Genomic DNA, 23,546 nt, shown 5'->3' on the forward strand with positions numbered 1-23,546 from the left:
CCAACTTTTGGGGTGCAGATCAAAGTGCGGTCATTTTTACGGGTGAATTTTACTTCTTAAACGCGCCCAGAATGCCGCGCATGATTTGTTTTGTCACTTGGTTGCGAATATTGCGGCCGACGGATTTTGCCACACTGCTGACGACTTGTTCGGTAACAGAGAGTTGTTCGCCGCGTTTTTTGGTGCCGAAAATCATGCGGCTGAGGTTGCCCATAATGCCGTTTTCTTCTTCCTGTTTGGCTTGCTCCGCCTGTTTTTGCGCTACGGCGGCGAGATCCGCCTGCGCATTTAACACTTCAAATGCCGATTCGTTATCCACATAATCTTTATAGAACGCGTACAAGTCGTCGTCTTTCACCCACGCTGCGCGTTGTTCGGCGGTAATCGGCGCCAATTGGCTTTTCGGCGGGAAAATGTAGGCGATTTCCACCGGTGTCGGCATGCCTTTTTCATCTAAGAAAGAGACCAGCGCTTGCCCCACGCCAAGGGTGGAGATGGTTTCTACCACATTGACTTTCGGGTTGGAACGGAACGTTTCCGCCGCCGATTTCACCGCTTTTTGATCGCGCGGCGTAAAGGCGCGTAGTGCGTGTTGTATGCGGTTGCCCAGCTGACCGAGCACGGTGTCCGGCAAATCCAGCGGGTTTTGGGTCACGAAATAAATGCCCACGCCTTTGGAACGAATCAGGCGTACAACCTGTTCCACTTTATCCACCAACACACTTGGCGCGCCGTCGAACAATAAATGGGCTTCGTCAAAGAACATGACGAATTTCGGTTTATCGGGATCGCCCACTTCCGGCAATTGCTCAAATAATTCCGCCATTAACCAAAGCAGGAAGGCGCTGTACATGCGCGGGGAATTGATCAGTTTTTCCGAATTTAACACATTGATGACGCCGCGACCGTCGCGGGTTTGCAACCAGTCTTCCAGATTCAGCGCCGGTTCGCCGAATAAATTCGCCGCGCCTTCATTTTCCAGCGTTAATAATGCACGCTGAATGGCGCCCACGCTGGCGGCGGACACATTGCCGTATTCCACCTGGAAGGTTTTGGCATTTTCCGCCACATATTTCAACATGGCACGCAGATCTTTTAAATCGATAAGCAATAAGCCTTTGTCATCGGCAACGCGGAACACCAGATTGAGCAAGCCTTCTTGGGTGGCATTTAAATTCAATAAGCGGGAGAGCAACAACGGTCCCATTTCGGAAATGGTGGTACGTAGCGGAATGCCGGTTTCGCCGAAAACATCCCAAAAGGACACGGGATAACCGCTTAAATAGCTTTCACCGCCTAAATTGAACTGTTCGATACGTTCGGCGATTTTGCCTTGCATGGCGCCCGCTTGCACCAAGCCTGATACGCCTTTCACATCTACCAGAAATACCGGCACGCCGTCGTCACTGAAGGCTTCCGCCATTTTGCGTAAGGTGACGGTTTTGCCGGTTCCGGTGGCGCCGGCAATTAAGCCGTGACGGTTTGCCATTTTGGCGGTAATGCCGAGTTGTTGATTTTGTTCGGTTTGGGCGAGTAAATATTGCATATTGATTGTTCCTGATAAATGACGGATAAATTTCCCGCATGATATTTAAAAATAGAAGTGCGGTCAAAAAATAAGTTGTTTTTACGGTATAATTCCACACATTTCAGAAAATAACGGGGAAAGTGATGACAATGGCAGAAATTTTGATCATTAAAATTGGCGAGGTGCAACAGCTTACCTTTGCCGACGGCTCGCGCTATGAAAGCGCTATTCGTAAGACGCCGGTGGAAGCGGTGAAAATTCACGCGCTCGGTGCGGAAGGCAATGATGTGGGATTGAAAGCCCATCATGGTGGCGTCGATAAAGCGCTGTTTTTTATGTCGGCAGATGCCTTTCCGGCGTTAAATTCGCTATTAGGCGAAAATTTTTCTTATCAGGGCACGGCGGTTTACGGCGAGAATTTTGTGGTTTCCGCGCTGAATGAAGATTCCGTGTGCGTGGGTGATATTTATCAAATTGGCTCCTGCGTGGTGGAAGTGTCGCAGCCGCGCAAACCTTGTGAACGCCTGTCTAAAAATACCAATAATCCGAACACACAACAAACCGTGTATCGCTCCGGTTGGTCGGGCTGGTATGTGCGGGTGGTGCGCAAGGGGGAAATTCAGCGGGGCGATAAATTAATTTTGCAGTCGCGTCCGCATCCCGACTTTACCATTCGCCATTTGAACCGTTTGCTTTCGGCACCCGACACGATTAACGAATTGGAACAGGCGTTGGCACTTGAGGTATTGGCGCCGGCGTTTAAACGTTCGTTGCATTCTCAGCTTACCAAGTTACAACAAAAACAGGGTTAAAAATGACCGCACTTTTCGATTCCCATTGCCCTCCTTGTCAGTCCCGGAAAACCTATGGGGAATGCTGCGGGCATTTTCATTCTTACGCACAGTTTCCCGAAACCGCCGAACAACTCATGCGCTCGCGCTATGCCGCGTATGTGTTAAAAAATGTGCCGTATATTGTGGAAACCACCGTGCCGAGCCAGCAAAAGCTGCTGAACGTGCAGTCTATTCAAACATGGGCGGAAAATACGCAATGGCTTGGTTTGCAGATTCTGAACACGGAAACTCTGGCGAAGGTGCAAAGTGCGGTGGAATTTAACGCCGTTTTTCAGGGCGAGGACGGTGAGCAGTCGCATCATGAACGTTTGATTTTTGTAAAAATTGATGGGCGTTGGTATTTTGTGGATCCGACGGTGCCGCTACCGACCATGAAACAGCCTTGCGTATGCGGATCCGACAAAAAATTTAAGCATTGCTGCGGAGGATTGTTATGATTGATCTGAAATCCTTTTGTACGTTGTTTTGGCAACGGTTTAATCACAATAAGCTCACACAAGCCGCCGGTTATCTGACTTACAGCACCATGCTTGCTATTGTGCCGCTGATTATGGTGGTGTTTTCTATCTTTTCTGCTTTTCCGGTGTTTAACGAAGTTACCGGTGCGTTGAAAGCGTTTATTTTTACTAACTTTGCCCCGTCCGCCGGCGATGTGGTGGGGCAATATATTGATGAATTTGTGAATAATTCCAAACAGATGAGTGCGGTGGGCATAATCAGTTTAATTGTGGTGGCATTGATGTTGATTAATTCCATCGACCGCACCTTGAACGGCATTTGGCACGACACCAGCACCCGCCCGATTTTTACTTCTTTTGCGATTTATTGGCTGATTTTGACGTTAGGCCCGCTGTTAGTGGGCACCAGTATTGCCGCCAGTTCTTATGTAAAAACTATGTTTGAGCATTCTGCCGCCTCTTCTTTCGGCTTGAAATTACTTGGTTTTGTGCCGTTTCTTTCCACCTGGTTTATTTTCACCGTGATTTATATGGTGGTGCCAAATAAAAAAGTCAGCATTAAACATTCCGCTGCCGGGGCGCTGATTGCCGCAGTGTTTTTTACGCTGGGTAAGCAAGCATTTGCTTGGTACATCGTGACCTTTCCGTCTTATCAATTAATTTACGGCGCCATGGCGACCTTGCCGATTATGCTGTTATGGATTCAGTTAAGCTGGACTTTCGTGCTACTCGGCGCGCAACTGGCGGCGGTGCTGGCGGAAGTGCGGTCGAAAAAACAAATAAATTATCAGGAGGTGGGACAGTGATTGCGTTAATTCAGCGGGTAACCCAGGCAAAAGTAGAAGTAGGCGGTGAGGTTGTCGGACAAATCGGCGAGGGATTGTTGGTGCTGTTGGGCGTAGAAAAGGATGATGACCGACAAAAAGCGGATAAACTGGCGGAGAAAGTGTTGAATTATCGCGTGTTTAGCGACGCAGATAACAAAATGAATCTGAATGTGCAGCAAATCGACGGTGAATTATTGGTGGTGTCGCAATTTACCTTGGCGGCAGATACGCAAAAAGGGCTACGCCCAAGTTTCTCTAAAGGAGCGCCACCGCCGTTGGCAAATGAGCTTTATGCGTATTTCGTGCAAAAGTGCGGTGAAAAATTAAAAGTGGAATGCGGACGTTTTGCGGCGGATATGCAGGTGAGCTTGGTTAATGACGGTCCCGTCACATTTTGGTTAAGTTGTTAGACCGGATGAAATTTTTATGCGTTTCCCTGGCAGTCACCTGATTTTTCTGCTAAATTGAAATTCCTTCCGTGATCGATAAAAATTTTTTATTCTTCGCATAAAAATTCCCGGTGTTTAAAATCATTAGCAATAACCGGGATTTCATTATTAAAAAGAGGATGTTCTATGACTTTCAATACTTTTGAAACCCTCGCACTGGCAGGCTTTGTGCTGTTGCTTGGGTATTTTCTGGTAAAACGTATTTCCTTATTGAAAAGCTATAATATTCCTGAGCCGGTTGTGGGTGGTTTCTTAGTCGCGATTATTCTCACCGTTTTATATCAAGGCTGGGGATTGTCTTTTATGTTTGATACGAATTTGCAATTCACCATGATGTTGGTATTCTTTTCTTCCATCGGTTTAAGTGCTAACTTTGCGCGCTTGGTAAAAGGTGGTAAACTGTTAATTATTTTTGTGATTGCAGCAACATTATTGATTACTGTACAAAATATCGTGGGTGTAACAGGTTCGGTCTTACTCGGTATCGACCCTGCTTACGGTCTAATTGCCGGTTCGGTCACCTTAACCGGCGGACACGGTACCGGTGCGGCATGGGCCGGTAAATTAACAGAGTTATTCCACCTTGAAGGCGCCTTGGAATTAGCCATGGCTTGTGCCACCTTTGGTTTGGTCTCCGGTGGTATTATCGGCGGTCCGGTGGCGCGCCATTTATTAGGGAAAATGAAACATGGCGAGAATCCGGAAAGCGATGATGTCGATGATGTACAAGAAGCTTTTGAGCACCCTACTTACCAACGTAAAATTACAACCCGTTCACTGATTGAAACGATTACCATGATGACATGCTGTTTGCTTATCGGTCAGTTCTTGGATGCACACACAAAAGGTACCGTCATTGAATTGCCAACATTCGTATGGTGTTTGTTTACCGGGGTCGTCATTCGTAATTCTTTGACTCATATTTTCAAGTTTAATGTTGCCGATTCTGCCGTAGATGTTTTGGGTAACGTGGGTCTGTCCTTATTCTTAGCTATTGCATTAATGTCCTTAAAATTATGGCAATTAGCAGGGTTGGCGTTACCGGTCATGGTCATTTTGGCAATTCAGGTTGTTCTTATGGCAGTCTTTGCGGTTTATGTGACTTACCGCATAATGGGTAAAGATTACGACGCAGTAGTATTAAGTGCCGGTCACTGTGGTTTCGGTCTTGGTGCAACACCGACGGCAGTAGCGAACATGCAGGCTGTGACAAGCCGTTTTGGACCGTCACATAAAGCTTTCTTAATTGTACCGATGGTTGGCGCATTCTTCATCGACTTGGTAAATGCTTCCGTGCTCAAAGTCTTTTTATTCGTGGTATCGGCATTGCACTAATTGAATTTATAGAAACAAAAAACCCATTGAGTTGTTCAAATGGGGTTTTTTGTTAAATTATTTTGCTACCCAAAGCGGTAAGCGTAAGATAACGGCTAAGCCACCCAGATCAGCTTTCCCTGCCCAGACTGCGCCGTGATGGTCTTTCGCTGTATTGGCAACAATGGATAAGCCTAAGCCGGTGCCACCGGTTTCGCGGGTACGCGTTTCATCAACGCGATAAAACGGCTTAAAGATTTTTTCATATTCATCTTCCGGTAAGCCTGCACCGTTATCTTCAATACGAATAAATAAGTCATTTTCATGCCTATAGATGTGGACGGAAATTGCTGATTTTGTGTATTTCAACGCATTTCTGACAATATTTTCCACCGCACTTGCAAGAAGTCCATGGTTACCATTGAGGTAATACTGTTCAGGATGGGCGATGCCTTGTTCCACGTTAAAACGAATATTTCGTTGAGCTGCTTCAAATTTTGCATCTTCTAAAATTTCTTTCCAAAGCAAAGGTATCGGGAAGATGTCTTTTTCCAGATGGCTATTCAGCTGTTGACGGGAAAGCTGTAGCAAGTCACTGACCATTTTATCTAAACGTTGTGCTTCCGTATCAATACGCTGAATTTCGTTACTGTCACCTAAGCGACGGCGCAATAACGCCGTTGCCAGTTGTAGACGGGTCAGCGGTGTTCTTAATTCGTGAGAAATAGAAGATAATAACGATTGCTGATTTGACAATACCTCTTCAAGAGAGAGCATCATGCGGTTAAAACTTTGTCCTACTTGACGCAACTCGATCAACCCCTTGGTTTCAAGATTTTTATTAATTTTTAAATTTCCTATGGCAACGGCATTTGCTGCAAGTTGTAAGTTACGAATAGGCTGACCTATACTGCGTGATAGCCACCACAATAATGGTGTGGAAATTAAAATGACTAAGATGATCAGGAAAAACGGGCGATCAAAAATGTAGTTTAGAATCTCTTTCTGCGCATTGATCTGATTGACAAAATATAAGCTATAAGATTGATTATGCTCAGGATTTAAGTACAGAGAAAACGGGCCGACAATTTGAATATTGGAATAGATTTTTTTTAACGGTTGATCCAGTGAAGCGTTATTAAAAATAAATTGACGTACTGATTTTTCTTCCTCAGGGAGGGCACCGAGAATTTGCCCACTCGGCGAGATTAGTACAGGATGAGGGGTAAATCGATCATTAGGGAAACTTGGAATCCCTGCTAAAATACGGGAAATTTGATTGTTACGCATCGAAGTTGTAATTTCTTTTTGATACTTTACCATTTCATGCTCTTTTAAATCCGAGTAAATATGCGCATCAAAATAAGGTAATAAAAAAATAAAGATTAGTAAAATGGAAAATGTGAGCCAGAAGAAAGTGAAAATTCGTATGGTGAGTGAGTTAAAAATAAATTCTTTTCTGAACATGATAATTAGGTGTGAAAAAGGCTATATAAAAATAGCCTTTATTGTTATTTTTCCGCTATTAATAAATAACCGCGACCACGAAGTGTTTTAAACCATGGGAGATCATCGGAGCGAGCCGGTAATTTTTTTCGTAAATTCGACATATGCATATCAATGGCACGATCGAAAGGTGTAAGTGGCTTGCCCAAAACTTCAAGGCTTAACTCTTCACGAGTCAGAATTAACCCGGGATGAGTAATAAGTTTTAGTAATAAAGCAAATTCGGTGCCGGTGAGTTCAAGATCTTTTGAACCCAACATTGCCTGTTGGCGTCCCGGATAAAACACGATGCCGCCGAACTCGATTTTATCCACATCTGTCGGATCTTTTGCGCTATTTGCCTGTGCAGTACGTCTTAAAATCGCTTTAATTCGCGCAACCAATTCACGATCGTTAAACGGCTTCGGCAGGTAGTCGTCCGCCCCTAATTCAAGCCCTAAAATACGATCAATATCATCACCGCGGGCAGTCAGCATCATGACCGGCGTGGAATAGGTTTTTCTGATTTGTTTTAATGTTTCAATACCGTTTAAGACCGGCATCATAATGTCTAATAGGATGAGATCATAGCTATGGTCAAGTAATTCCAATGCTTCTTTACCATTGTTTGCGACATTCACCTGAAAGCCTTCTAAATCTAATAATTGTGCTAACAGTTCGGTGAGTTCCGCATCATCATCAACAAGTAAAATTTTAGCCATAGGTTAAGCCTTTTGGGTTACAAATAAAAATAATGAAGATTATTTCCAGAATTGCCACCAACGCTTAGCTTGCGCGTCAGGTGCCGTGATAATGGTATTATTCACTTCTACTTTACCGTCATTCGGTAACGGTTTGTCCAAGTCAAAGTTGCTTACGGTGTCATTTTGGTCAAAATGTACGACCAGCGTGTGTTGTTCCGGCGTTTCATAGGCTTTTTGTTGTAAGTAAACGTAATACCAAGTGTGGTTGCTGTAAGGATCGATGAGAACCGGCGTACCGAGTAAATACTGAACCTGTTGGGCTGTCATGCCGGTTTTTAATTGCGTAACTTTTGAGGCTTCCAAATAGTTGCCTTGCGGCACATCAATACGATAAACAACTTTATTGACGGTGGAGCAGGCGGTAACACTGAGCGCGAAAATAAGTGCGGTTACAACAGATCTGAATTGCATTTCTTTGCCTTTTTATTCTCTGGATAATGTGGACGATGATACCGAAAGTTTAATTAATTGCCAAACTAATTCTGTTCTTTTAACTGGCGCTGCAACTGATCGCGCAAATTTGGTGGGAGCCCTTTAATTGTAAGCGTATCGGCGGCTTCATCCCAAATGATACGTTGATTAATTAACTCGGCATCAAAACTAATGGTCACCCCCTCGCCGGAGCCGGAGAATTTCGTGAGCGACTTAAGTGCGGTGCGAACCGGCGGTATATTTTCTTCCAAGCCGTAATTTTGCGCTTGAGTAAACTCGGCAAAAGGTTGTTGGTTTAGAGTCGGCAGCTCACCGGAAAGTTCCGTAAGTTCAATGTCTTCGCCGCTATTTATCTGCCCTTTGCAGTATTCAAATACCTGTTTTTTTACCGCCTGGGTTTGTTCACGATTTAACTCACCTTGCGCGCAGTAATCACTCACAGCCTGTAACAAACATTGATTTTGTACTTGCGGATTAAGTCCTTCTTCCGCGCCGAGGAAGTCCATAAAGAAGTCCGCGATTTTGCGTCCTACGCGCCCTTTGATGAAGGTTAAGTAACGATTGGAATTGGCATTAAGTTGCAGGTCGGTCAAGTTAATGCGTGCCGCCACATCAAATTGGGTGATGTCTAAATATTCGGTGCGCTGAATTTCCAGTTTGTCATCCACCAACATACTGACACGACTATCCAATAACGCGATAAACAGGTAATCAGTGGCGAGAAAATTATATTGGCATAAAACCAAGGTGCCGTTATCGGCAAAATTATATTTACCCAGTTCGTTAATCAATAAATTCGTCGCTTCATAGCTGAACGGCAGAAATTCCAGTTCATTTTCCAGCAAGCGATTCAGACTTTGGGCAAACACCGAGGAGTCCAGAAAAACACCGTAACCTTTTGCTTTGTTTTGATAGCTTTGGTGTAATTGCAACATCATCTGTTCCACTTCCGGCGTGATCGTCAGCACTTGTTCACGTAATACGCTATGCAGTTGCGACGCGCTTTCCGCTTCGGTTTGATTGGACTTAATAATTTGGTGGAGAATAATTTGTTTAACTGTAATGCTCATGAAATTGTCCTTAAAAAACTCCGCCTATTATAACCGCACTTTTTACCAGAACTAACAAAATATGTTAGGATTAGCGCAATTATCGGTTAATATATGCGGCATTTTAAATCGGCAGACCAACCAAACATGGCAATTCAATCAAAATATCAAGATAAACAAATAGATGAAATTCTCAACGACATGATTGCAGTGCTTGAAAAACATCAAGCGCCGCTGGATTTATCCTTAATCGTGTTGGGCAATATGACTACCAATTTACTGCTCGGCAGTGTCGGAAAGCAGCAACGACAAGTGCTGGCGAAAGCCTTCTCCGACGCTTTGCTGAATTCCGTTAACACGGCGAACCAATAGCATTATGTGGAAATTTAACAGCAAACAATATCGTGAAGAAACCTCGCAAAAAATCTCGTGGGGCCACTGGTTTGCTTTTTTTAATATTCTATGGGCGATTTTTATCGGCGCCCGTTATGCTTTTATTATCGACTGGCCCGACACCCTATTCGGCAAAGTGTATTTTTTCATCAGTTTATTGGGGCATTTCAGCTTTATTGTTTTCGCCTTTTATTTACTGGTGATTTTCCCCCTCAGTTTTATCGTCAAAAACCACCGCACTTTTCGCGGGCTGACCGTTATTCTTGCAACCATTAGCAACACATTATTATTAGTGGATACAGAAGTTTTTGTTCGCTTTAATCTTCACCTTTCCTCCTTGGTCTGGAATTTACTGGTGAATCCGGAAAACGGTGAACTCTCCCGCAACTGGCAGCTTTTTTTCGTACCTATGCCGTTGATTTTATTAATGCAAATGTTGTTTTCCCGTTGGTCTTGGCAAAAATTACGCAGTTTGGAACGGCAAAAATGGTTGAAGGGCGTAGGCATCTTTTTTGTTTGTACGTTTAGCGCCACCCACCTGATTTATGCGTGGGCGGACGCGTATTTGTATCGTCCGATTACGATGCAGCGTTCCAATTTTCCGTTGTCCTATCCGATGACTGCCCGCTCACTATTAGAAAAGCGTGGTTTTATCAACAAGCGGGAATACGCCGAACGGTTGGCACAGGAGGGCCGCTTGGATGCGTTGGCGATTGAATATCCGAAAAACCCACTGATTTTTGATGAACCGGCGGATAAACAAAATATCGTTCTGATTACGGTTTCCGGCTTGCGTTATGATGCCATCACTGAAGAGAGCATGCCGAATTTAGCGCAGTTCGCCGCCGATTCCACGCAATTTACCAATCATTATAGTAGCGGCAATAACAATAACGCCGGTTTAACAGGCTTATTTTATGGTTTGAATGCAAATTATACCGACAGTTTATTGAGCAGCAAAATTCCTTCCGCACTGGTTGAACACATGGCGCAACAGAAATACGCGCAAGGGCTGTTTTCCGGCAGAAAGTTTAATTCCAGCATTTTACGGCGTGCGATTTATCAGCAGACCAAACTGATCGGTGACACTTCCAATCAAGGGGCGATAAATGCTTTCCAACGTTGGCTGGAGACGGCAAAAACGCAGGGCAAACCGTTCTGGGGCTATTTGAGCTTGGATATTAAACCAAATTTATCACCGGAGAATTATGCGCAGGAACGTACCAAAATTGATGCATTATTAGGGCAGATTTTGCCGCAATTGGATTTGCCTAATACGCTGGTGATTATTACTGCCGAACATGGCTATACTTTCCGGCAGCTCACGGAGAAAGAAGAAAATCACTATTTTGCCCAAGATAAAGTGCGGGTGCCGATGATCGTGCATTGGCAAGGTTTGGCGAAAGGCAAAGTAACAAAATTAACCTCTCATGTGGATGTGTTGCCGGCGTTAATGAAACACGTTTTCAAGGTGAAAAACCCCATTGGCGATTACGCGCAGGGACGTGATTTGTTTGACTTGAACCAGACCCCAGATTGGGTATTGGTGTCCAATTATCGCTGGAATGTGATTATTCAGCCGGATGGCACGCAATATCATATTGATACCCGCGGAAACTATCAAAAATATGACCGCACTTATCAGAAAATTTCCTCCGCGAGACCGCCGTTAGGGCTGTTTTTGGAAGTGTTTAATCAAGAGCGTTCATTTTTGGAAAAATGATTACAAATCCGCCTGACCAATAGCCAAAACCGATTATATTTTTAAGGTTGCTCGCTTTATACTAGCAGTCAATTTATATCTGGACAAATACGATGTTATTAATTAAAAATCTGCGAATTTTTTATAACATTATCCGTTATTACAATGAATCTGCTTCATTGTGCACCCTTCTTTTTTCAATTAATAACCTGTCCTCTTTTGAGGATTTTTTCTATTTGCGCCCATCACATTTTCCAATTTGCCTACCATGGAGTAATCATGACGAAGAATCATGTTCGGAGTTTCAAAACCTATATTCGAGATGAAATTATTAAAAAAGGTGGCTGGGTTAATGCACACGCGCATGCTGACCGCGCTTTTACCATGACTCCGGAAAAAATCGGGATTTATCACAGCAGTAATTTGCAGCAAAAGTGGGACTTGGTGGATGAGGTAAAACGTACCTCATCCGTGGATGATTATTACGCCCGTTTTTGTCAATCCATCGAATTGATGATTTCCCAAGGGGTCACCGCGTTCGGTACCTTTGTGGATATTGACCCGGTGTGCGAAGATCGCGCCATTATCGCCGCCCACAAAGCGCGCGAAGTGTATAAAAATGACATTATTCTGAAATTCGCCAACCAAACGTTGAAAGGCGTCATTGAACCGACGGCGCGCAAGTGGTTCGACATCGGTTCGGAAATGGTGGATATGATCGGCGGCTTGCCTTATCGTGACGAATTGGATTACGCGCGCGGTTTGGACGCCATGGATATTTTGTTGGATAAAGCCAAGTCCCTAGGCATTATGTGCCATGTGCACGTGGATCAATTCAATTCGCCACAGGAAAAAGAAACGGAACAATTGTGCGATAAAGCCATTGAGCATGGTATGCAAGGCCGGGTGGTGGCGATTCACGGTATTTCTATCGGCTCGCATTCCAAAGAATATCGCTATCGTTTATATGAAAAAATGCGTCAGGCGCAAATGATGATGATTGCCTGCCCGATGGCATGGATTGACAGTAACCGAAAAGAAGAACTGATGCCATTCCATAATGCGCTCACGCCGGCGGATGAAATGATCCCGGAAGGCATTACGGTTGCTATCGGCACCGACAATATCTGTGATTACATGGTGCCTTTATGCGAAGGCGATATGTGGCAGGAGTTGAGTCTGCTGGCGGCCGGTTGCCGCTTCCTGGATTTGGATGCCATGGTGAATATTGCCAGCATCAACGGGCGTAAAGTGTTGGGCATTGATTAGAAGGGAAAATACCGAGTTTAGTACTCGGTATTTTCGATTAATGCAGCAAAAGTGCAGTATTTTTTCCATGTTTTTAAAGGAAAAGTGCGGTGGGTTTTAGCGGTGTTTTTCTTCCCGCTTCACTTCATCCCACAATACATCCATTTCGACCAGTGAAGCCTCTTCCAAACGGCGGTTTTGTTGTTTTAACTTTTCTTCTACCCGACGGAAGCGTTGTTCAAATTTTTGGTTCGCTTTGCGCAGGCTTTCTTCCGCCTGACATTTCAAATGACGGCTTAAGTTGACGGTGGCAAACAGCAAATCGCCCATTTCTTCTTCAATTTTCTGTTGATCCTGCGGGGAACGTGTAATTTCCTGTTTCACTTCCTGCAATTCTTCCTCCACTTTGGCAAAAACCGGTGCGATAGATTTCCAATCAAACCCGACTTTAGCACAGCGTTTTTGCAATTTTTCTGCACGCATTAAGGCGGGAAAGGCATGCGGAATGTTATCCAAAATGGAGGTGTGACCTTGATTTTGATGTTCCTGCGCTTTCATGGCATTCCAATTCTGCAAGGCTTCCTGCTCGTTATTGGCGTGTTTGTCGCCAAACACATGGGGATGACGGCGCACGATTTTTTCCGCGACGTCTTGTACCACTTGATCAAAAGTAAACTTTTTTTCTTCTGCTGCCAATTGGCTGAGGAAAACCACTTGTAAAAGCAAATCGCCCAATTCTTCCTTAAGATTTTCCACATTATTTTGCTCAATGGCTTCAATGACTTCGTAGGCTTCTTCTTTCAGGCACGGAATCATGGATTGGTAGGTTTGTTTAACGTCCCATGGGCAACCGTGTTCGGGATCACGCAGTTGGGCGATGAGTTGGGTAAAATCATGAATGGAATAGGTCATTTTATGCTCAAAATCCGTTAAAAAAGGGATCTTGATCCTAACACAAAAGGCATTTGGGATCATTTTCTTCATTGTAAATGAAAGTTTTTCTCAAAATGTGATCCAGCACATATTTTTTTTTGTATCCCGGTGCTACTATACAACTAAAGTAAATTAATCCTGATCGGGTAAGGAGTTGATTATGTACAAACATGTGTTAGTTGCGGTTGATCTTTCAGAAGAAAGTGCGTTCTTGTTGAAAAAAGCGGTCGGCGTGGCAAAACGTTATGATGCGAAGTTATCCATTATTCATGTGGATGTTAACTTCTCGGATCTTTACACGGGGCTGATTGACGTGAATATGGTATCAATGCAGGATCGCATTTCCAGCGAAACCCAACAGGCGCTGATCCAACTCGCCGAAAAAGCGGGCTACCCGATCACCGAAAAACTCAGTGGTAGTGGGGATTTAGGGCAAGTGTTAGCCGATGCCATCGACAAATATGATGTGGATTTACTTGTCACCGGCCACCACCAAGACTTTTGGAGTAAATTGATGTCATCCACCCGTCAGGTGATGAATTCAATTACTGTTGATATGCTTGTTGTTCCTCTTCGTGATGAATAAAACAAGTAGTAAATAAGCTGTCCAAAAACTAACCGCACTTTCATGATTTCTGAATGTGAGTGCGGTTTTTTCATCTTGTCGGAAAAATAAAGCATTATAGCTAAAAAGGTTTTTTATAAATGGGAAAAGTGTGTAACAATACACGGCTACCCGATTACCTTTTAATTCTAAAGATATTTTAAGAAAGCAAGGCTTGTAAATGAAGACAACAGCACAAATCCGACAATCGTATCTTGATTTTTTCCATAGCAAGGGGCATCAAGTTGTAGCAAGTAGTTCTTTGGTTCCGGAAAATGACCCGACATTACTGTTTACCAATGCGGGAATGAACCAATTTAAAAATGTTTTTTTAGGTTTGGAAAAACGCCCTTATAGCCGTGCCACTACCGCCCAACGTTGTGTGCGTGCCGGGGGAAAACATAATGATTTAGAAAATGTCGGTTACACAGCCCGACATCATACGTTCTTTGAAATGCTCGGAAACTTCAGTTTTGGGGATTATTTTAAACACGACGCGATCCACTTCGGTTGGGAATTCTTAACTTCCCCGCAATGGTTGGGATTACCGAAAGAAAGATTATGGGTTACCGTATACGAAACCGATGAAGAAGCCTATAAAATTTGGCATGATGAAATCGGCATTGCGGCAGAACGCATTATTCGCATTGGCGATAACAAAGGCGCACCTTATGCTTCCGATAACTTCTGGCAAATGGGCGATACCGGTCCTTGCGGTCCTTGTACCGAAATTTTCTATGATCATGGCGACCATATTTGGGGCGGACCGCCGGGATCGCCGGAAGAAGACGGAGATCGTTACATTGAAATCTGGAATATCGTGTTTATGCAATTTAATCGCCACGCTGACGGCACGATGGAAAAATTGCCGAAACCGTCTGTGGATACAGGCATGGGTTTGGAGCGAATCAGTGCAGTGTTGCAACATGTGAATTCCAACTACGATATTGATATTTTCCAAAAATTAATTGCTAAAACGGCAGAATTAACCGGTGAAAAAGATTTAACCAATAAGTCGTTACGTGTGATTGCCGACCACATTCGTTCTTGCGCCTATTTAATCGTAGACGGTGTGATGCCTTCCAACGAAGGACGTGGCTATGTGTTACGTCGTATTATTCGCCGCGCAGTGCGTCACGGGCATTTATTGGGCGCCACCGAAGCGTTTTTCTATAAGCTCGTGCCGACCTTAATTGAAGTGATGGCGCAGGCGGGCGAGGAAGTGAAAAAACACCAAGCCACCGTGGAAAAATTGCTGCGTTTGGAAGAAGAACAATTTGCGCGCACGCTGGAACGTGGTTTGACCTTATTGGATGAGGCTTTAGCCGAAGTGAAAGACAAGGTATTATCCGGCGAAGTGGCGTTCAAGTTATATGATACTTACGGTTTCCCGCTGGATTTAACCGCCGATGTTTGTCGTGAACGCGGTATTACCATTGACGAAGCGGGATTTGAGCGCGAAATGGAAAATCAACGTTTGCGCGCACAATCCGCCAGCCAATTCGGTATGGATTATAACAATGTTATTCGTGTTGACGGCACAACCCGTTTTGAAGGCTATACCGAATCGGAAACGCTGGCAAAAGTGACCGCACTTTTCCATGACGGTAAGCCGGTGGATGCCATTCACGCCGGTCAAAGTGCGGTGGTGATTTTAGATAATACGCCGTTTTATGCGGAATCCGGTGGTCAAATCGGAGACATCGGGCGCTTAGAAGGCAATGGTTTTAATTTTGACGTAAAAGACACCCAAAAATATGGTCAGGTATTCGGTCATATCGGTGAACTTACCCAAGGTAGTTTATCCGTCGGGCAATCGGTGAATGCAGTGGTTGATGATGTTCGCCGTCAACGCATTTCATTAAATCACTCTGCAACCCATTTGTTGCACGCCGCGTTACGTCAGGTCTTAGGCGAACACGTCGCTCAGAAAGGATCGCTTGTTTCTGATGCGTTATTGCGTTTTGACTTTGCTCAACATGAACCTATCAGTAAAGCGCAATTAGCCGAAGTAGAACGCATAGTTAATCAGCAAGTTCGAGCGAATAACCCGATTCAAACGGATATTATGGAGCTGGAAGCTGCCAAAGCGAAAGGTGCGATGGCGTTGTTCGGCGAGAAATATTCCGATCAGGTGCGCGTACTGACCATGGGGGATTTCTCCATTGAATTATGTGGTGGTATCCATGCGAAGCGTACCGGTGACATCGGGCTATTTAAAATAATAACGGAAACGGCAGTGGCGGCAGGTATTCGTCGTATTGAAGCGATTACCGGCGAAACTGCAATCGAATGGTTACAAAACCAACAATCTTTATTAAATCAAAGCGCCGAATTACTGAAATCGGATGTCAATTCCATTACGGATAAGATTTCTCTGTTGCAAGATAAATTTAAGAAAGTGGAAAAAGAGCTACAAACATTAAAAGAAAAAGCTGCGCTGCAAGCCGGTAACGACCTGGCACAAAGTGCGGTGAAAATTAATGGTGTTTCTGTCATTGCGCAGCAACTTGATAGTATTGAAGCGAAGTCTTTACGTTCAATGGTTGATAGCTTGAAAAATCAATTAGGTTCGGCGGTGATTGTATTTGCTTCCGTAGTAGATGAAAAGGTTAATCTTATTGTAGGGGTAACTCAGGATCTGACAGGAAAAGTAAAAGCCGGCGAATTAGTGAATTTGATGGCTCAACAAGTTGGTGGTAAAGGCGGTGGTCGTCCTGATATGGCCATGGCTGGCGGTGCTCAGCCGGAAAATGTAAACAAAGCGTTATCGGTTTGCTCCGATTGGTTGAAAGCGAATTTATAGGCTTTCTTAATCTTAGCGTTCGGTTTTTGTGTTGGTTGTAAATAAAATACCGAATCGAATAAAAGTAATGTTTAACGCTTTGTGGGGAAATTATAAACAAACTATAAAGGTGAGGAGTTTATATGCTGATCTTAACCCGTAAAGTTGGTGAAAGCTTGCTCATCGGCGATGATGTTTCTATCACGATCCTGAATATACGAGGTAACCAAGTCAAAATCGGTGTGCAGGCGCCGAAGGATGTTTCTATTCATAGAGAAGAAATTTACCAACGTATTCATCAAGCAAGGGATGAACAGAAAGTGTAGCAAATTTTATGATCAATGAAGATGGTGAATTATGACTAAACTGACTTGCTTTAAGGCTTATGATATCCGTGGTCGCTTAGGTGATGAATTAAACACAGATATTGTTTATCGCATAGGTCGTGCATTCGGGCAATTTTTAAAGCCCAAAACAATTGTCGTTGGTGGCGATGTTCGTTTAACGAGCAAAGAACTAAAAAGTGCGGTAACAAATGGATTATTGGATTCCGGTGTTAATGTAATTGATTTAGGTGAAACGGGGACAGAGGAAGTCTATTTTGCTACATCATTTTTGAAAACTGATGGTGGTATTGAAGTGACCGCAAGTCACAACCCGATGGACTACAACGGCTTAAAATTAGTGCGTGAGGGGTCACGTCCGATTAGCGCAGATACCGGGTTGGCGGATATTCAACGTCTGGCGGAGGAAAATAATTTCTCGCCGGTGACCAAACGTGGCGAGTATAAACAACTTTCCGTACTTGGTGATTACGTTGAACACCTCTTATCTTATATTAATCTCGATTCGCTAAAACCGTTGAAGTTAGTGATTAACTCAGGTAATGGCGCCGCAGGGCACGTAATTGATGCGATTGAAGCACAATTTAAAGCAAAACGCGTACCTGTCGAGTTCATCAAAGTACATAATAATCCGGACGGCACCTTCCCGCACGGTATTCCTAATCCGTTGTTGCACGAAAACCGTCAGGACACCATTGATGCGGTGTTAAAACACAAGGCGGATATGGGCATTGCGTTTGATGGCGATTTCGACCGTTGCTTCCTGTTTGATGAACACGCAAACTTCATTGAAGGTTATTACATTGTCGGCTTGCTAGGTCAGGCATTCCTGCAAAAAAATAAAGGCGCGAAAATTATTTATGACCCGCGCTTAATCCGGAATACGGTGAAATTAGTGGAAGAAAACGGCGGTGAAGCCGTGATGTCGAAATCCGGACATTCTTTCATTAAAGAAAAAATGCGCGCCGTCGATGCCATTTACGGTGGTGAAATGAGTGCGCACCACTATTTCCGTGATTTCTTCTATTGCGACAGCGGCATGATTCCATGGTTGTTGGTGATGGAATTGGTTTCCGTGACCGGTAAATCCCTGGGTGAACTGGTGAATAATAGTGTGAATACATTCCCGTCTCCAGGGGAAATTAACAGCAAATTAGTCGATGCGAAAAGCGCCATTGCCCGCGTGCGCGCCGCTTATGAAAAAGACGCGATTCGTGTAGATGAAATTGACGGTATTAGCATTGAATATCCGAACTGGCGTTTCAACCTGCGTTCATCAAATACCGAGCCGGTCGTTCGTTTGAACCTGGAAACCCGTGGCGATAAGCAATTAATGGCAGAAAAAACAGAAGAAATTCTGGCGTTATTACGTCAATAAAACGCATTGAAAACTAACCGCACTTTTCTTTGCCAGAAAAGTGCGGTCATTTTTATCTAACAGAAGGAAAACTAAATGAAAGCGATTATTCCTGTTGCAGGCTTAGGTACACGTATGTTACCTGCTACTAAAGCCATTCCGAAAGAAATGTTAACTTTAGTGGATAAACCGCTAATTCAATATGTGGTAAACGAATGTGTGGCCGCCGGTATTAAAGAAATCGTCCTGGTGACCCATTCTTCAAAAAATGCCATCGAAAACCACTTTGATACGTCCTTCGAATTGGAAACGATGCTGGAAAAACGTGTAAAACGCCAATTATTGGAAGAAGTGCGTTCCATCGTGCCGAAAAATGTCACCATCATGCACGTTCGCCAAGGCAATGCGAAAGGGCTTGGGCACGCCGTATTGTGTGGTCGTCCGCTGGTGGGTAACGAACCTTTTGCCGTGGTATTGCCAGATGTGTTGCTGGCAGAATTTTCTGCTAATCAGAAAAAAGAAAATCTGGCGTTAATGTTAAAACGCTTTAAACAAACTCAAGCCAGTCAAATTATGGTGAGCCCTGTTAGACCTGAAGAAGTCAGTAGTTACGGTATCGCAGACTGTGGCGGTGTGGAAATTCCTCCGGGAGAAAGTGCTAAAATTGATAGTATCGTTGAGAAACCAAGTGTGGATGAAGCGCCGTCTAATTTGGCGGTTGTGGGGCGTTATGTATTCTCGGCAGCCATTTGGGATATATTAGAAAAAACCCCGGTTGGCGTAGGTGATGAAATCCAGTTAACTGACGCCATTGATATGCTGATTGATAAAGAAACCGTCGAAGCCTTCCACATGACCGGCATTTCTTACGACTGCGGCGATAAAATCGGTTATATGAAAGCCTTTGTGGAGTACGGACTGCACCATAATAAACTTGCCGGTGAATTTAAAGCGTACCTCAAAGATTTGGTGAAAACCTTTTAATTTTGGTTTCATACAGGAAAGGCATCAAACGGTGCCTTTCTTTTTGTCTGTTTGCGAGATGGAAATCTAGCAGTCTTCACGGCTAGATTGTTATTATCCTTATTTTTTATTAGAATATTGCATCAAACAATAAGGTTATTTCAGGAATCAACTATGGCGGATTGGAACGGACAATATATTAGTCCTTATGCGGAGCATGGAAAAAAAAGCGAACAAGTTAAAAAAATCACGGTATCCATTCCGATTAAAGTGCTTGAAATTCTGACTAACGAGCGCACCCGCCGCCAAATTCGTAATCTACGCCATGCCACCAACAGCGAACTGCTGTGTGAAGCGTTTTTACACGCTTTTACCGGGCAACCTTTGCCGACGGACGAAGATTTGCTGAAAGAACGCAGTGACGAAATCCCGGAAGAAGCAAAAGTCATCATGCGCGAACTGGGAATTGACCCGGATAATTGGGAATATTAATTTCGCATTTTTCATTTTGTCATCTGCTTTTCTGTTATGATAGAGCAAATTATTTTTACCCAATTGCTCTATCATGCGAATACCTCGAATTTACCACCCAACCCCGCTTAATCAGCACACCTCCTGCGCGCTTTCGGAAGATGGTGCCAATCATGTCGGCCGTGTTTTGCGTATGCACGCAGGCGATCAGCTTGAACTTTTCGATGGGAGCAACCATATATATCAAGCCGTCATTACAGCCGTCACGAAAAAATCCGTTGAAGTGGATATTCTAAACCGCCAATTTGACGATCGCGAAAGTCCCTTAGCCATCCATTTAGGGCAAGTAATTTCCCGTGGCGAACGCATGGAATTTACCATTCAGAAGTCCGTTGAGTTGGGTGTTAATGTGATTACGCCTTTATGGTCGGAACGCTGCGGTGTGAAATTAGACGGTGAACGAATGGAGAAAAAAATTCAGCAATGGCAGAAAATCGCCATTGCCGCCTGTGAACAATGCGGACGCAATAAAATTCCGGAAATTCGTCCGTTAATGAAATTACAACAATGGTGCGCGGAGCCTGATGACGCGCTCAAATTGAATTTACACCCGAGAGCAAACTATTCCATTCGTACCTTGCCTGCAATCCCGGAGGCAGGTGTGCGTTTATTAATCGGTTCGGAAGGCGGTTTATCGCCACAGGAAATTGCACAGACCGAGCAACAGGGGTTTGTGGACGTGTTATTGGGAAAACGTGTATTACGCACCGAAACCGCCGCCATGGCAGCAATTACCGCCTTACAGGTGTGTTTCGGTGATTTAGGATAGAGAAGAACGAAAATATGATGGATTTACAAGATCATCTGCTCATTGCTATGCCGAATTTAGATGACAGCTATTTTTATCGAACTGTTATTTATATTTGTGAGCATAACGAAAAAGGTTCCATGGGATTGGTGTTAAACCAGCCAACGGATTTAAGTATTGCGGAGCTGGGCGCCAAAATGAATTTCATGATGGTCACCCACCGCACTTATAACGATAAACTGGTGCTTGCCGGCGGTCCGGTGAATATCGATCGCGGTTTTATTTTGCATACCAATACGAAAGTGTCTTTTGATCACAGTTATCGTGTTAATGACAACCTCATGCTCACCACCTCCGCAGATGTGGTGGATACTTTCGGTACGATGTTAGAACCGGAAAAATACCTGGTGACGCTGGGTTGCGCCAGCTGGGAAGCGAATCAACTCGAACAGGAAATTATGAATAATTCCTGGTTAGTCGTGCCGGCGACGGAACAAATTTTGTTTGATCTGCCCTATGAACAACGTTGGTGGGCGGCGAATCAATTATTAGGCATTGATTCCCATAATTTTGCCGGTCAGGTGGGACACAGTTAATGGGCATCACGGTGCTTGCCTTCGATTTCGGGACGAAAAGTATCGGTTGTGCCGTCGGGCAAAGCATTACCGGCACCGCGCAATCCTTGCCGGCGTTTAAAGCACAGGACGGCATTCCCAATTGGGACGCCATTGAGAAATGTATTCGGGAATGGCAACCGGCGCGCATCGTGGTCGGTTTGCCGCTGAATATGGATGGTACGGAACAGCCCTTAACCTTGCGCGCCAAAAAGTTTGCCAAACGTCTGCACGGGCGCTTCAATTTGCCGGTGGATTTACAGGATGAACGCCTTACCACCACCGAAGCCCGCAGTGAAATTTTTGGTCGTGGCGGCTATCGCGCCCTGAATAAAAGCAAAGTGGACGGCATTTCAGCCTGTTTGATTTTAGAAAGCTGGTTTGAGAATTACGCAGGCTGAACTGCGTTAAAAAACACATAGAAAACCCACCGCACTTTTTATCTTCTAACAAAAAGTGCGGTGGGTTTTTACGACGTTTTAATCCGCGCTTATGATTAAGCCTGACCTTTAACCGCTTTTAAGCCCGGGAACGGTGCCGGTGTACCAGCGCGTTCTAAGGCCTCTTCAATACGGATTAACTGGTTGTATTTCGCAATACGGTCGGAACGGCTCATAGAACCGGTTTTGATTTGACCTGCTGCGGTACCTACTGCCAAATCTGCAATGGTCGCATCTTCGGTTTCACCGGAACGGTGAGAGATAACGGCGGTGTAGCCTGCATCTTTCGCCATTTTGATTGCTGCCAAAGTTTCGGTTAAAGAACCGATTTGGTTGAATTTGATTAAGATAGAGTTTGCGATACCTTTTTCAATACCTTCTTTCAGGATTTTGGTGTTAGTGACGAATAAGTCGTCGCCCACTAATTGAACGCGATCGCCTAACACTTTAGTTTGATAGGCAAAGCCATCCCAGTCGGATTCGTCTTGACCGTCTTCAATAGACACGATTGGATATTGTTTGGTTAATTCTTCAAGATAGTGTGTGAATTCTTGAGAAGTGAATGAACGACCTTCGCCTTTCATTTCATATTTGCCGGTTTCTTTGTTGTAGAACTCCGAAGAGGCACAGTCCATCGCTAATGTCACGTCTTTACCTAGCACATAACCCGCTTTTTCAACGGCTTCTTTAATGCAAGCTAATGCTTCTGCGTTAGAAGCAAGATTTGGTGCGAAACCACCTTCGTCACCCACCGCAGTATTTAAGCCTTTGCCTTTTAATACTTTCGCTAAATTGTGGAACACTTCAGCACCGATACGAAGCGCTTCGCGTAAGGTTTTCGCGCCCACCGGCTGAATCATAAATTCTTGAATGTCCACGTTGTTGTCTGCGTGTTCACCGCCGTTGATGATGTTCATCATCGGTAATGGCATAGAGTACACGCCCGGAGTGCCGTTAAGTTCTGCGATGTAAGCGTAAAGTGGAAGACCTTTAGATGCCGCTGCCGCTTTGGCGTTAGCAAGAGAAACAGCAAGAATGGCGTTTGCACCGAATTTGGATTTGTTGTCTGTGCCGTCTAAATCGATCATGATTTGGTCGATTTCAGCTTGGTTTGAACCATCTTTGCCGATGATTGCTTCTGCAATCGGACCGTTGACTGCCGCAACTGCTTTTAATACACCTTTACCTAAGAAACGGGATTTGTCTCCGTCGCGTAATTCCAACGCTTCACGTGAACCGGTAGAAGCACCTGACGGCGCCGCTGCAAGCCCGACGAAACCGCCTTCTAAATGCACTTCCGCTTCAACAGTTGGATTACCACGAGAGTCGATAATTTCACGACCAATGACTTTAACGATTTTTGCCATTTTATTTTCCTCATATAAGTTAATTAAAACCAGTTAGAGCAAGCCCTAAAATGCTTGGTATGATAAAGCTATTTTGCCATTTTGTCTTGTAAAAAATGCACCGAACTTGATTTGGATCCAATTTCCGGAACGAAAGTGCGGTCAATATATTTGGCGTTTTTCAGCCGCCCGTAACGGATTGGCAAACGTTATCGGACCAATGGCCAAACACTTGGCATTATTGCCGAGCAATTTCACCTAACAGGGAAAATTCTCAATATCTTGCGGCCGAAACGGCATATCTCCGGCTTGCGTTGGAAAAATATGCCCGTAGGCAATGGAGGAAGGGCGTAACGACAGCACGCGGACAATTTCTTC

Annotated in this window: 25 protein-coding genes; 18 read left to right on the top strand and 7 right to left on the bottom strand. The window is 44.4% G+C overall.

Features of this window, described 5'->3' with window-relative positions:
* Positions 1 to 49: 49 nt before the first annotated feature.
* Entirely contained in the window at positions 50 to 1,546 is a 1,497-nt protein-coding gene (locus DK423_RS06650; RefSeq protein ID WP_061886953.1) for a helicase HerA-like C-terminal domain-containing protein, read from the bottom strand.
* 125 nt (positions 1,547 to 1,671) lie between these two features.
* Between DK423_RS06650 and DK423_RS06655 the strand changes: the two genes are divergently transcribed.
* The 5 genes from DK423_RS06655 to gltS all read left to right on the top strand — a co-directional run bounded on the left by DK423_RS06655 (position 1,672) and on the right by gltS (position 5,451).
* Positions 1,672 to 2,340 (top strand): MOSC domain-containing protein, encoded by a 669-nt coding sequence (locus DK423_RS06655; protein WP_005559438.1) that lies wholly within the window; start codon positions 1,672 to 1,674, stop codon positions 2,338 to 2,340.
* Between the two features lie 2 nt (positions 2,341 to 2,342).
* Positions 2,343 to 2,819 carry a YchJ family protein gene (locus DK423_RS06660; RefSeq protein ID WP_005559436.1) on the top strand — a complete coding sequence of 159 codons (477 nt, stop codon included), beginning with the start codon at positions 2,343 to 2,345 and terminating at the stop codon, positions 2,817 to 2,819.
* Positions 2,816 to 3,646 (top strand): virulence factor BrkB family protein, encoded by an 831-nt coding sequence (locus DK423_RS06665; protein ID WP_061885848.1) that lies wholly within the window; start codon positions 2,816 to 2,818, stop codon positions 3,644 to 3,646. Before DK423_RS06660 ends, DK423_RS06665 begins: the two co-directional genes overlap by 4 nt.
* Positions 3,643 to 4,077, top strand: a complete 435-nt coding sequence (gene dtd, locus DK423_RS06670) for a D-aminoacyl-tRNA deacylase (RefSeq protein ID WP_061885847.1) — start codon at positions 3,643 to 3,645, stop codon at positions 4,075 to 4,077. The genes DK423_RS06665 and dtd overlap by 4 nt, the downstream gene beginning before the upstream one ends.
* A 165-nt stretch (positions 4,078 to 4,242) precedes the next feature.
* Positions 4,243 to 5,451, top strand: a complete 1,209-nt coding sequence (gltS, locus tag DK423_RS06675) for a sodium/glutamate symporter (protein WP_005559433.1) — start codon at positions 4,243 to 4,245, stop codon at positions 5,449 to 5,451.
* Between the two features lie 57 nt (positions 5,452 to 5,508).
* Here the strand turns inward: gltS and cpxA are convergent, their stop codons facing one another.
* The 4 genes from cpxA to yejK form a co-directional block, all read right to left on the bottom strand.
* Complete coding sequence (gene cpxA, locus DK423_RS06680) at positions 5,509 to 6,897, bottom strand: envelope stress sensor histidine kinase CpxA (RefSeq protein ID WP_005559431.1); 1,389 nt, start codon at positions 6,895 to 6,897, stop codon at positions 5,509 to 5,511.
* A gap of 44 nt (positions 6,898 to 6,941) precedes the next feature.
* Positions 6,942 to 7,637 carry a response regulator gene (locus tag DK423_RS06685; RefSeq protein ID WP_005559429.1) on the bottom strand — a complete coding sequence of 232 codons (696 nt, stop codon included), beginning with the start codon at positions 7,635 to 7,637 and terminating at the stop codon, positions 6,942 to 6,944.
* Between the two features lie 39 nt (positions 7,638 to 7,676).
* Positions 7,677 to 8,090, bottom strand: a complete 414-nt coding sequence (gene bamE / locus DK423_RS06690) for an outer membrane protein assembly factor BamE (protein WP_005559427.1) — start codon at positions 8,088 to 8,090, stop codon at positions 7,677 to 7,679.
* Positions 8,091 to 8,155: 65 nt separating this feature from the next.
* Positions 8,156 to 9,181 carry a nucleoid-associated protein YejK gene (gene yejK / locus DK423_RS06695; protein WP_005559425.1) on the bottom strand — a complete coding sequence of 342 codons (1,026 nt, stop codon included), beginning with the start codon at positions 9,179 to 9,181 and terminating at the stop codon, positions 8,156 to 8,158.
* A gap of 126 nt (positions 9,182 to 9,307) precedes the next feature.
* Here yejK and DK423_RS06700 point away from each other — a divergent pair, with 126 nt between their 5' ends.
* From DK423_RS06700 to DK423_RS06710, 3 genes are all read left to right on the top strand, one after another.
* Complete coding sequence (locus tag DK423_RS06700) at positions 9,308 to 9,532, top strand: YejL family protein (RefSeq protein ID WP_005559423.1); 225 nt, start codon at positions 9,308 to 9,310, stop codon at positions 9,530 to 9,532.
* Positions 9,533 to 9,536: 4 nt separating this feature from the next.
* Entirely contained in the window at positions 9,537 to 11,276 is a 1,740-nt protein-coding gene (locus DK423_RS06705) for a DUF3413 domain-containing protein (RefSeq protein ID WP_061886566.1), read from the top strand.
* Positions 11,277 to 11,534: 258 nt separating this feature from the next.
* The gene (locus DK423_RS06710) at positions 11,535 to 12,524 is read left to right on the top strand and encodes an amidohydrolase family protein (RefSeq protein ID WP_005559420.1); all 990 of its coding nucleotides are present in this window, start codon (positions 11,535 to 11,537) and stop codon (positions 12,522 to 12,524) included.
* A gap of 96 nt (positions 12,525 to 12,620) precedes the next feature.
* Here DK423_RS06710 and mazG read toward each other — a convergent pair whose 3' ends face one another.
* Positions 12,621 to 13,415: a nucleoside triphosphate pyrophosphohydrolase gene (mazG, locus tag DK423_RS06715; protein ID WP_005559417.1), complete on the bottom strand. Its 795-nt coding sequence runs from the start codon at positions 13,413 to 13,415 to the stop codon at positions 12,621 to 12,623.
* Between the two features lie 181 nt (positions 13,416 to 13,596).
* Between mazG and uspA the strand changes: the two genes are divergently transcribed.
* The 9 genes from uspA to ruvX all read left to right on the top strand — a co-directional run bounded on the left by uspA (position 13,597) and on the right by ruvX (position 21,783).
* Entirely contained in the window at positions 13,597 to 14,022 is a 426-nt protein-coding gene (gene uspA / locus DK423_RS06720; protein ID WP_005559416.1) for a universal stress protein UspA, read from the top strand.
* Between the two features lie 199 nt (positions 14,023 to 14,221).
* Positions 14,222 to 16,846, top strand: coding sequence for an alanine--tRNA ligase (gene alaS, locus DK423_RS06725; RefSeq protein ID WP_005559415.1), 2,625 nt, complete (start codon positions 14,222 to 14,224; stop codon positions 16,844 to 16,846).
* 122 nt (positions 16,847 to 16,968) lie between these two features.
* The gene (gene csrA, locus DK423_RS06730) at positions 16,969 to 17,151 is read left to right on the top strand and encodes a carbon storage regulator CsrA (RefSeq protein ID WP_005559414.1); all 183 of its coding nucleotides are present in this window, start codon (positions 16,969 to 16,971) and stop codon (positions 17,149 to 17,151) included.
* Positions 17,152 to 17,182: 31 nt separating this feature from the next.
* Entirely contained in the window at positions 17,183 to 18,547 is a 1,365-nt protein-coding gene (locus DK423_RS06735; RefSeq protein ID WP_061886952.1) for a phosphohexomutase domain-containing protein, read from the top strand.
* Between the two features lie 75 nt (positions 18,548 to 18,622).
* Positions 18,623 to 19,510 carry a UTP--glucose-1-phosphate uridylyltransferase GalU gene (gene galU / locus DK423_RS06740; RefSeq protein WP_005559412.1) on the top strand — a complete coding sequence of 296 codons (888 nt, stop codon included), beginning with the start codon at positions 18,623 to 18,625 and terminating at the stop codon, positions 19,508 to 19,510.
* A gap of 153 nt (positions 19,511 to 19,663) precedes the next feature.
* Positions 19,664 to 19,981, top strand: coding sequence for a met regulon transcriptional regulator MetJ (metJ, locus tag DK423_RS06745; protein ID WP_005559411.1), 318 nt, complete (start codon positions 19,664 to 19,666; stop codon positions 19,979 to 19,981).
* A gap of 73 nt (positions 19,982 to 20,054) precedes the next feature.
* Complete coding sequence (gene rsmE / locus DK423_RS06750; RefSeq protein ID WP_005559410.1) at positions 20,055 to 20,789, top strand: 16S rRNA (uracil(1498)-N(3))-methyltransferase; 735 nt, start codon at positions 20,055 to 20,057, stop codon at positions 20,787 to 20,789.
* A gap of 17 nt (positions 20,790 to 20,806) precedes the next feature.
* Positions 20,807 to 21,364, top strand: coding sequence for a YqgE/AlgH family protein (locus tag DK423_RS06755; protein WP_005578090.1), 558 nt, complete (start codon positions 20,807 to 20,809; stop codon positions 21,362 to 21,364).
* Positions 21,364 to 21,783 carry a Holliday junction resolvase RuvX gene (gene ruvX / locus DK423_RS06760; protein ID WP_005559408.1) on the top strand — a complete coding sequence of 140 codons (420 nt, stop codon included), beginning with the start codon at positions 21,364 to 21,366 and terminating at the stop codon, positions 21,781 to 21,783. Before DK423_RS06755 ends, ruvX begins: the two co-directional genes overlap by 1 nt.
* A 95-nt stretch (positions 21,784 to 21,878) precedes the next feature.
* Here ruvX and eno read toward each other — a convergent pair whose 3' ends face one another.
* Positions 21,879 to 23,189: a phosphopyruvate hydratase gene (gene eno, locus DK423_RS06765; RefSeq protein ID WP_005559407.1), complete on the bottom strand. Its 1,311-nt coding sequence runs from the start codon at positions 23,187 to 23,189 to the stop codon at positions 21,879 to 21,881.
* Positions 23,190 to 23,295: 106 nt separating this feature from the next.
* Here eno and DK423_RS11510 point away from each other — a divergent pair, with 106 nt between their 5' ends.
* Positions 23,296 to 23,430, top strand: coding sequence for a hypothetical protein (locus DK423_RS11510; protein WP_262361230.1), 135 nt, complete (start codon positions 23,296 to 23,298; stop codon positions 23,428 to 23,430).
* The last annotated feature ends 116 nt before the right edge of the window (positions 23,431 to 23,546 follow it).

Origin of the sequence: Aggregatibacter actinomycetemcomitans (assembly GCF_003130205.1) — a bacterium.
Taxonomy (GTDB): Bacteria; Pseudomonadota; Gammaproteobacteria; order Enterobacterales; family Pasteurellaceae; genus Aggregatibacter; species Aggregatibacter actinomycetemcomitans_A.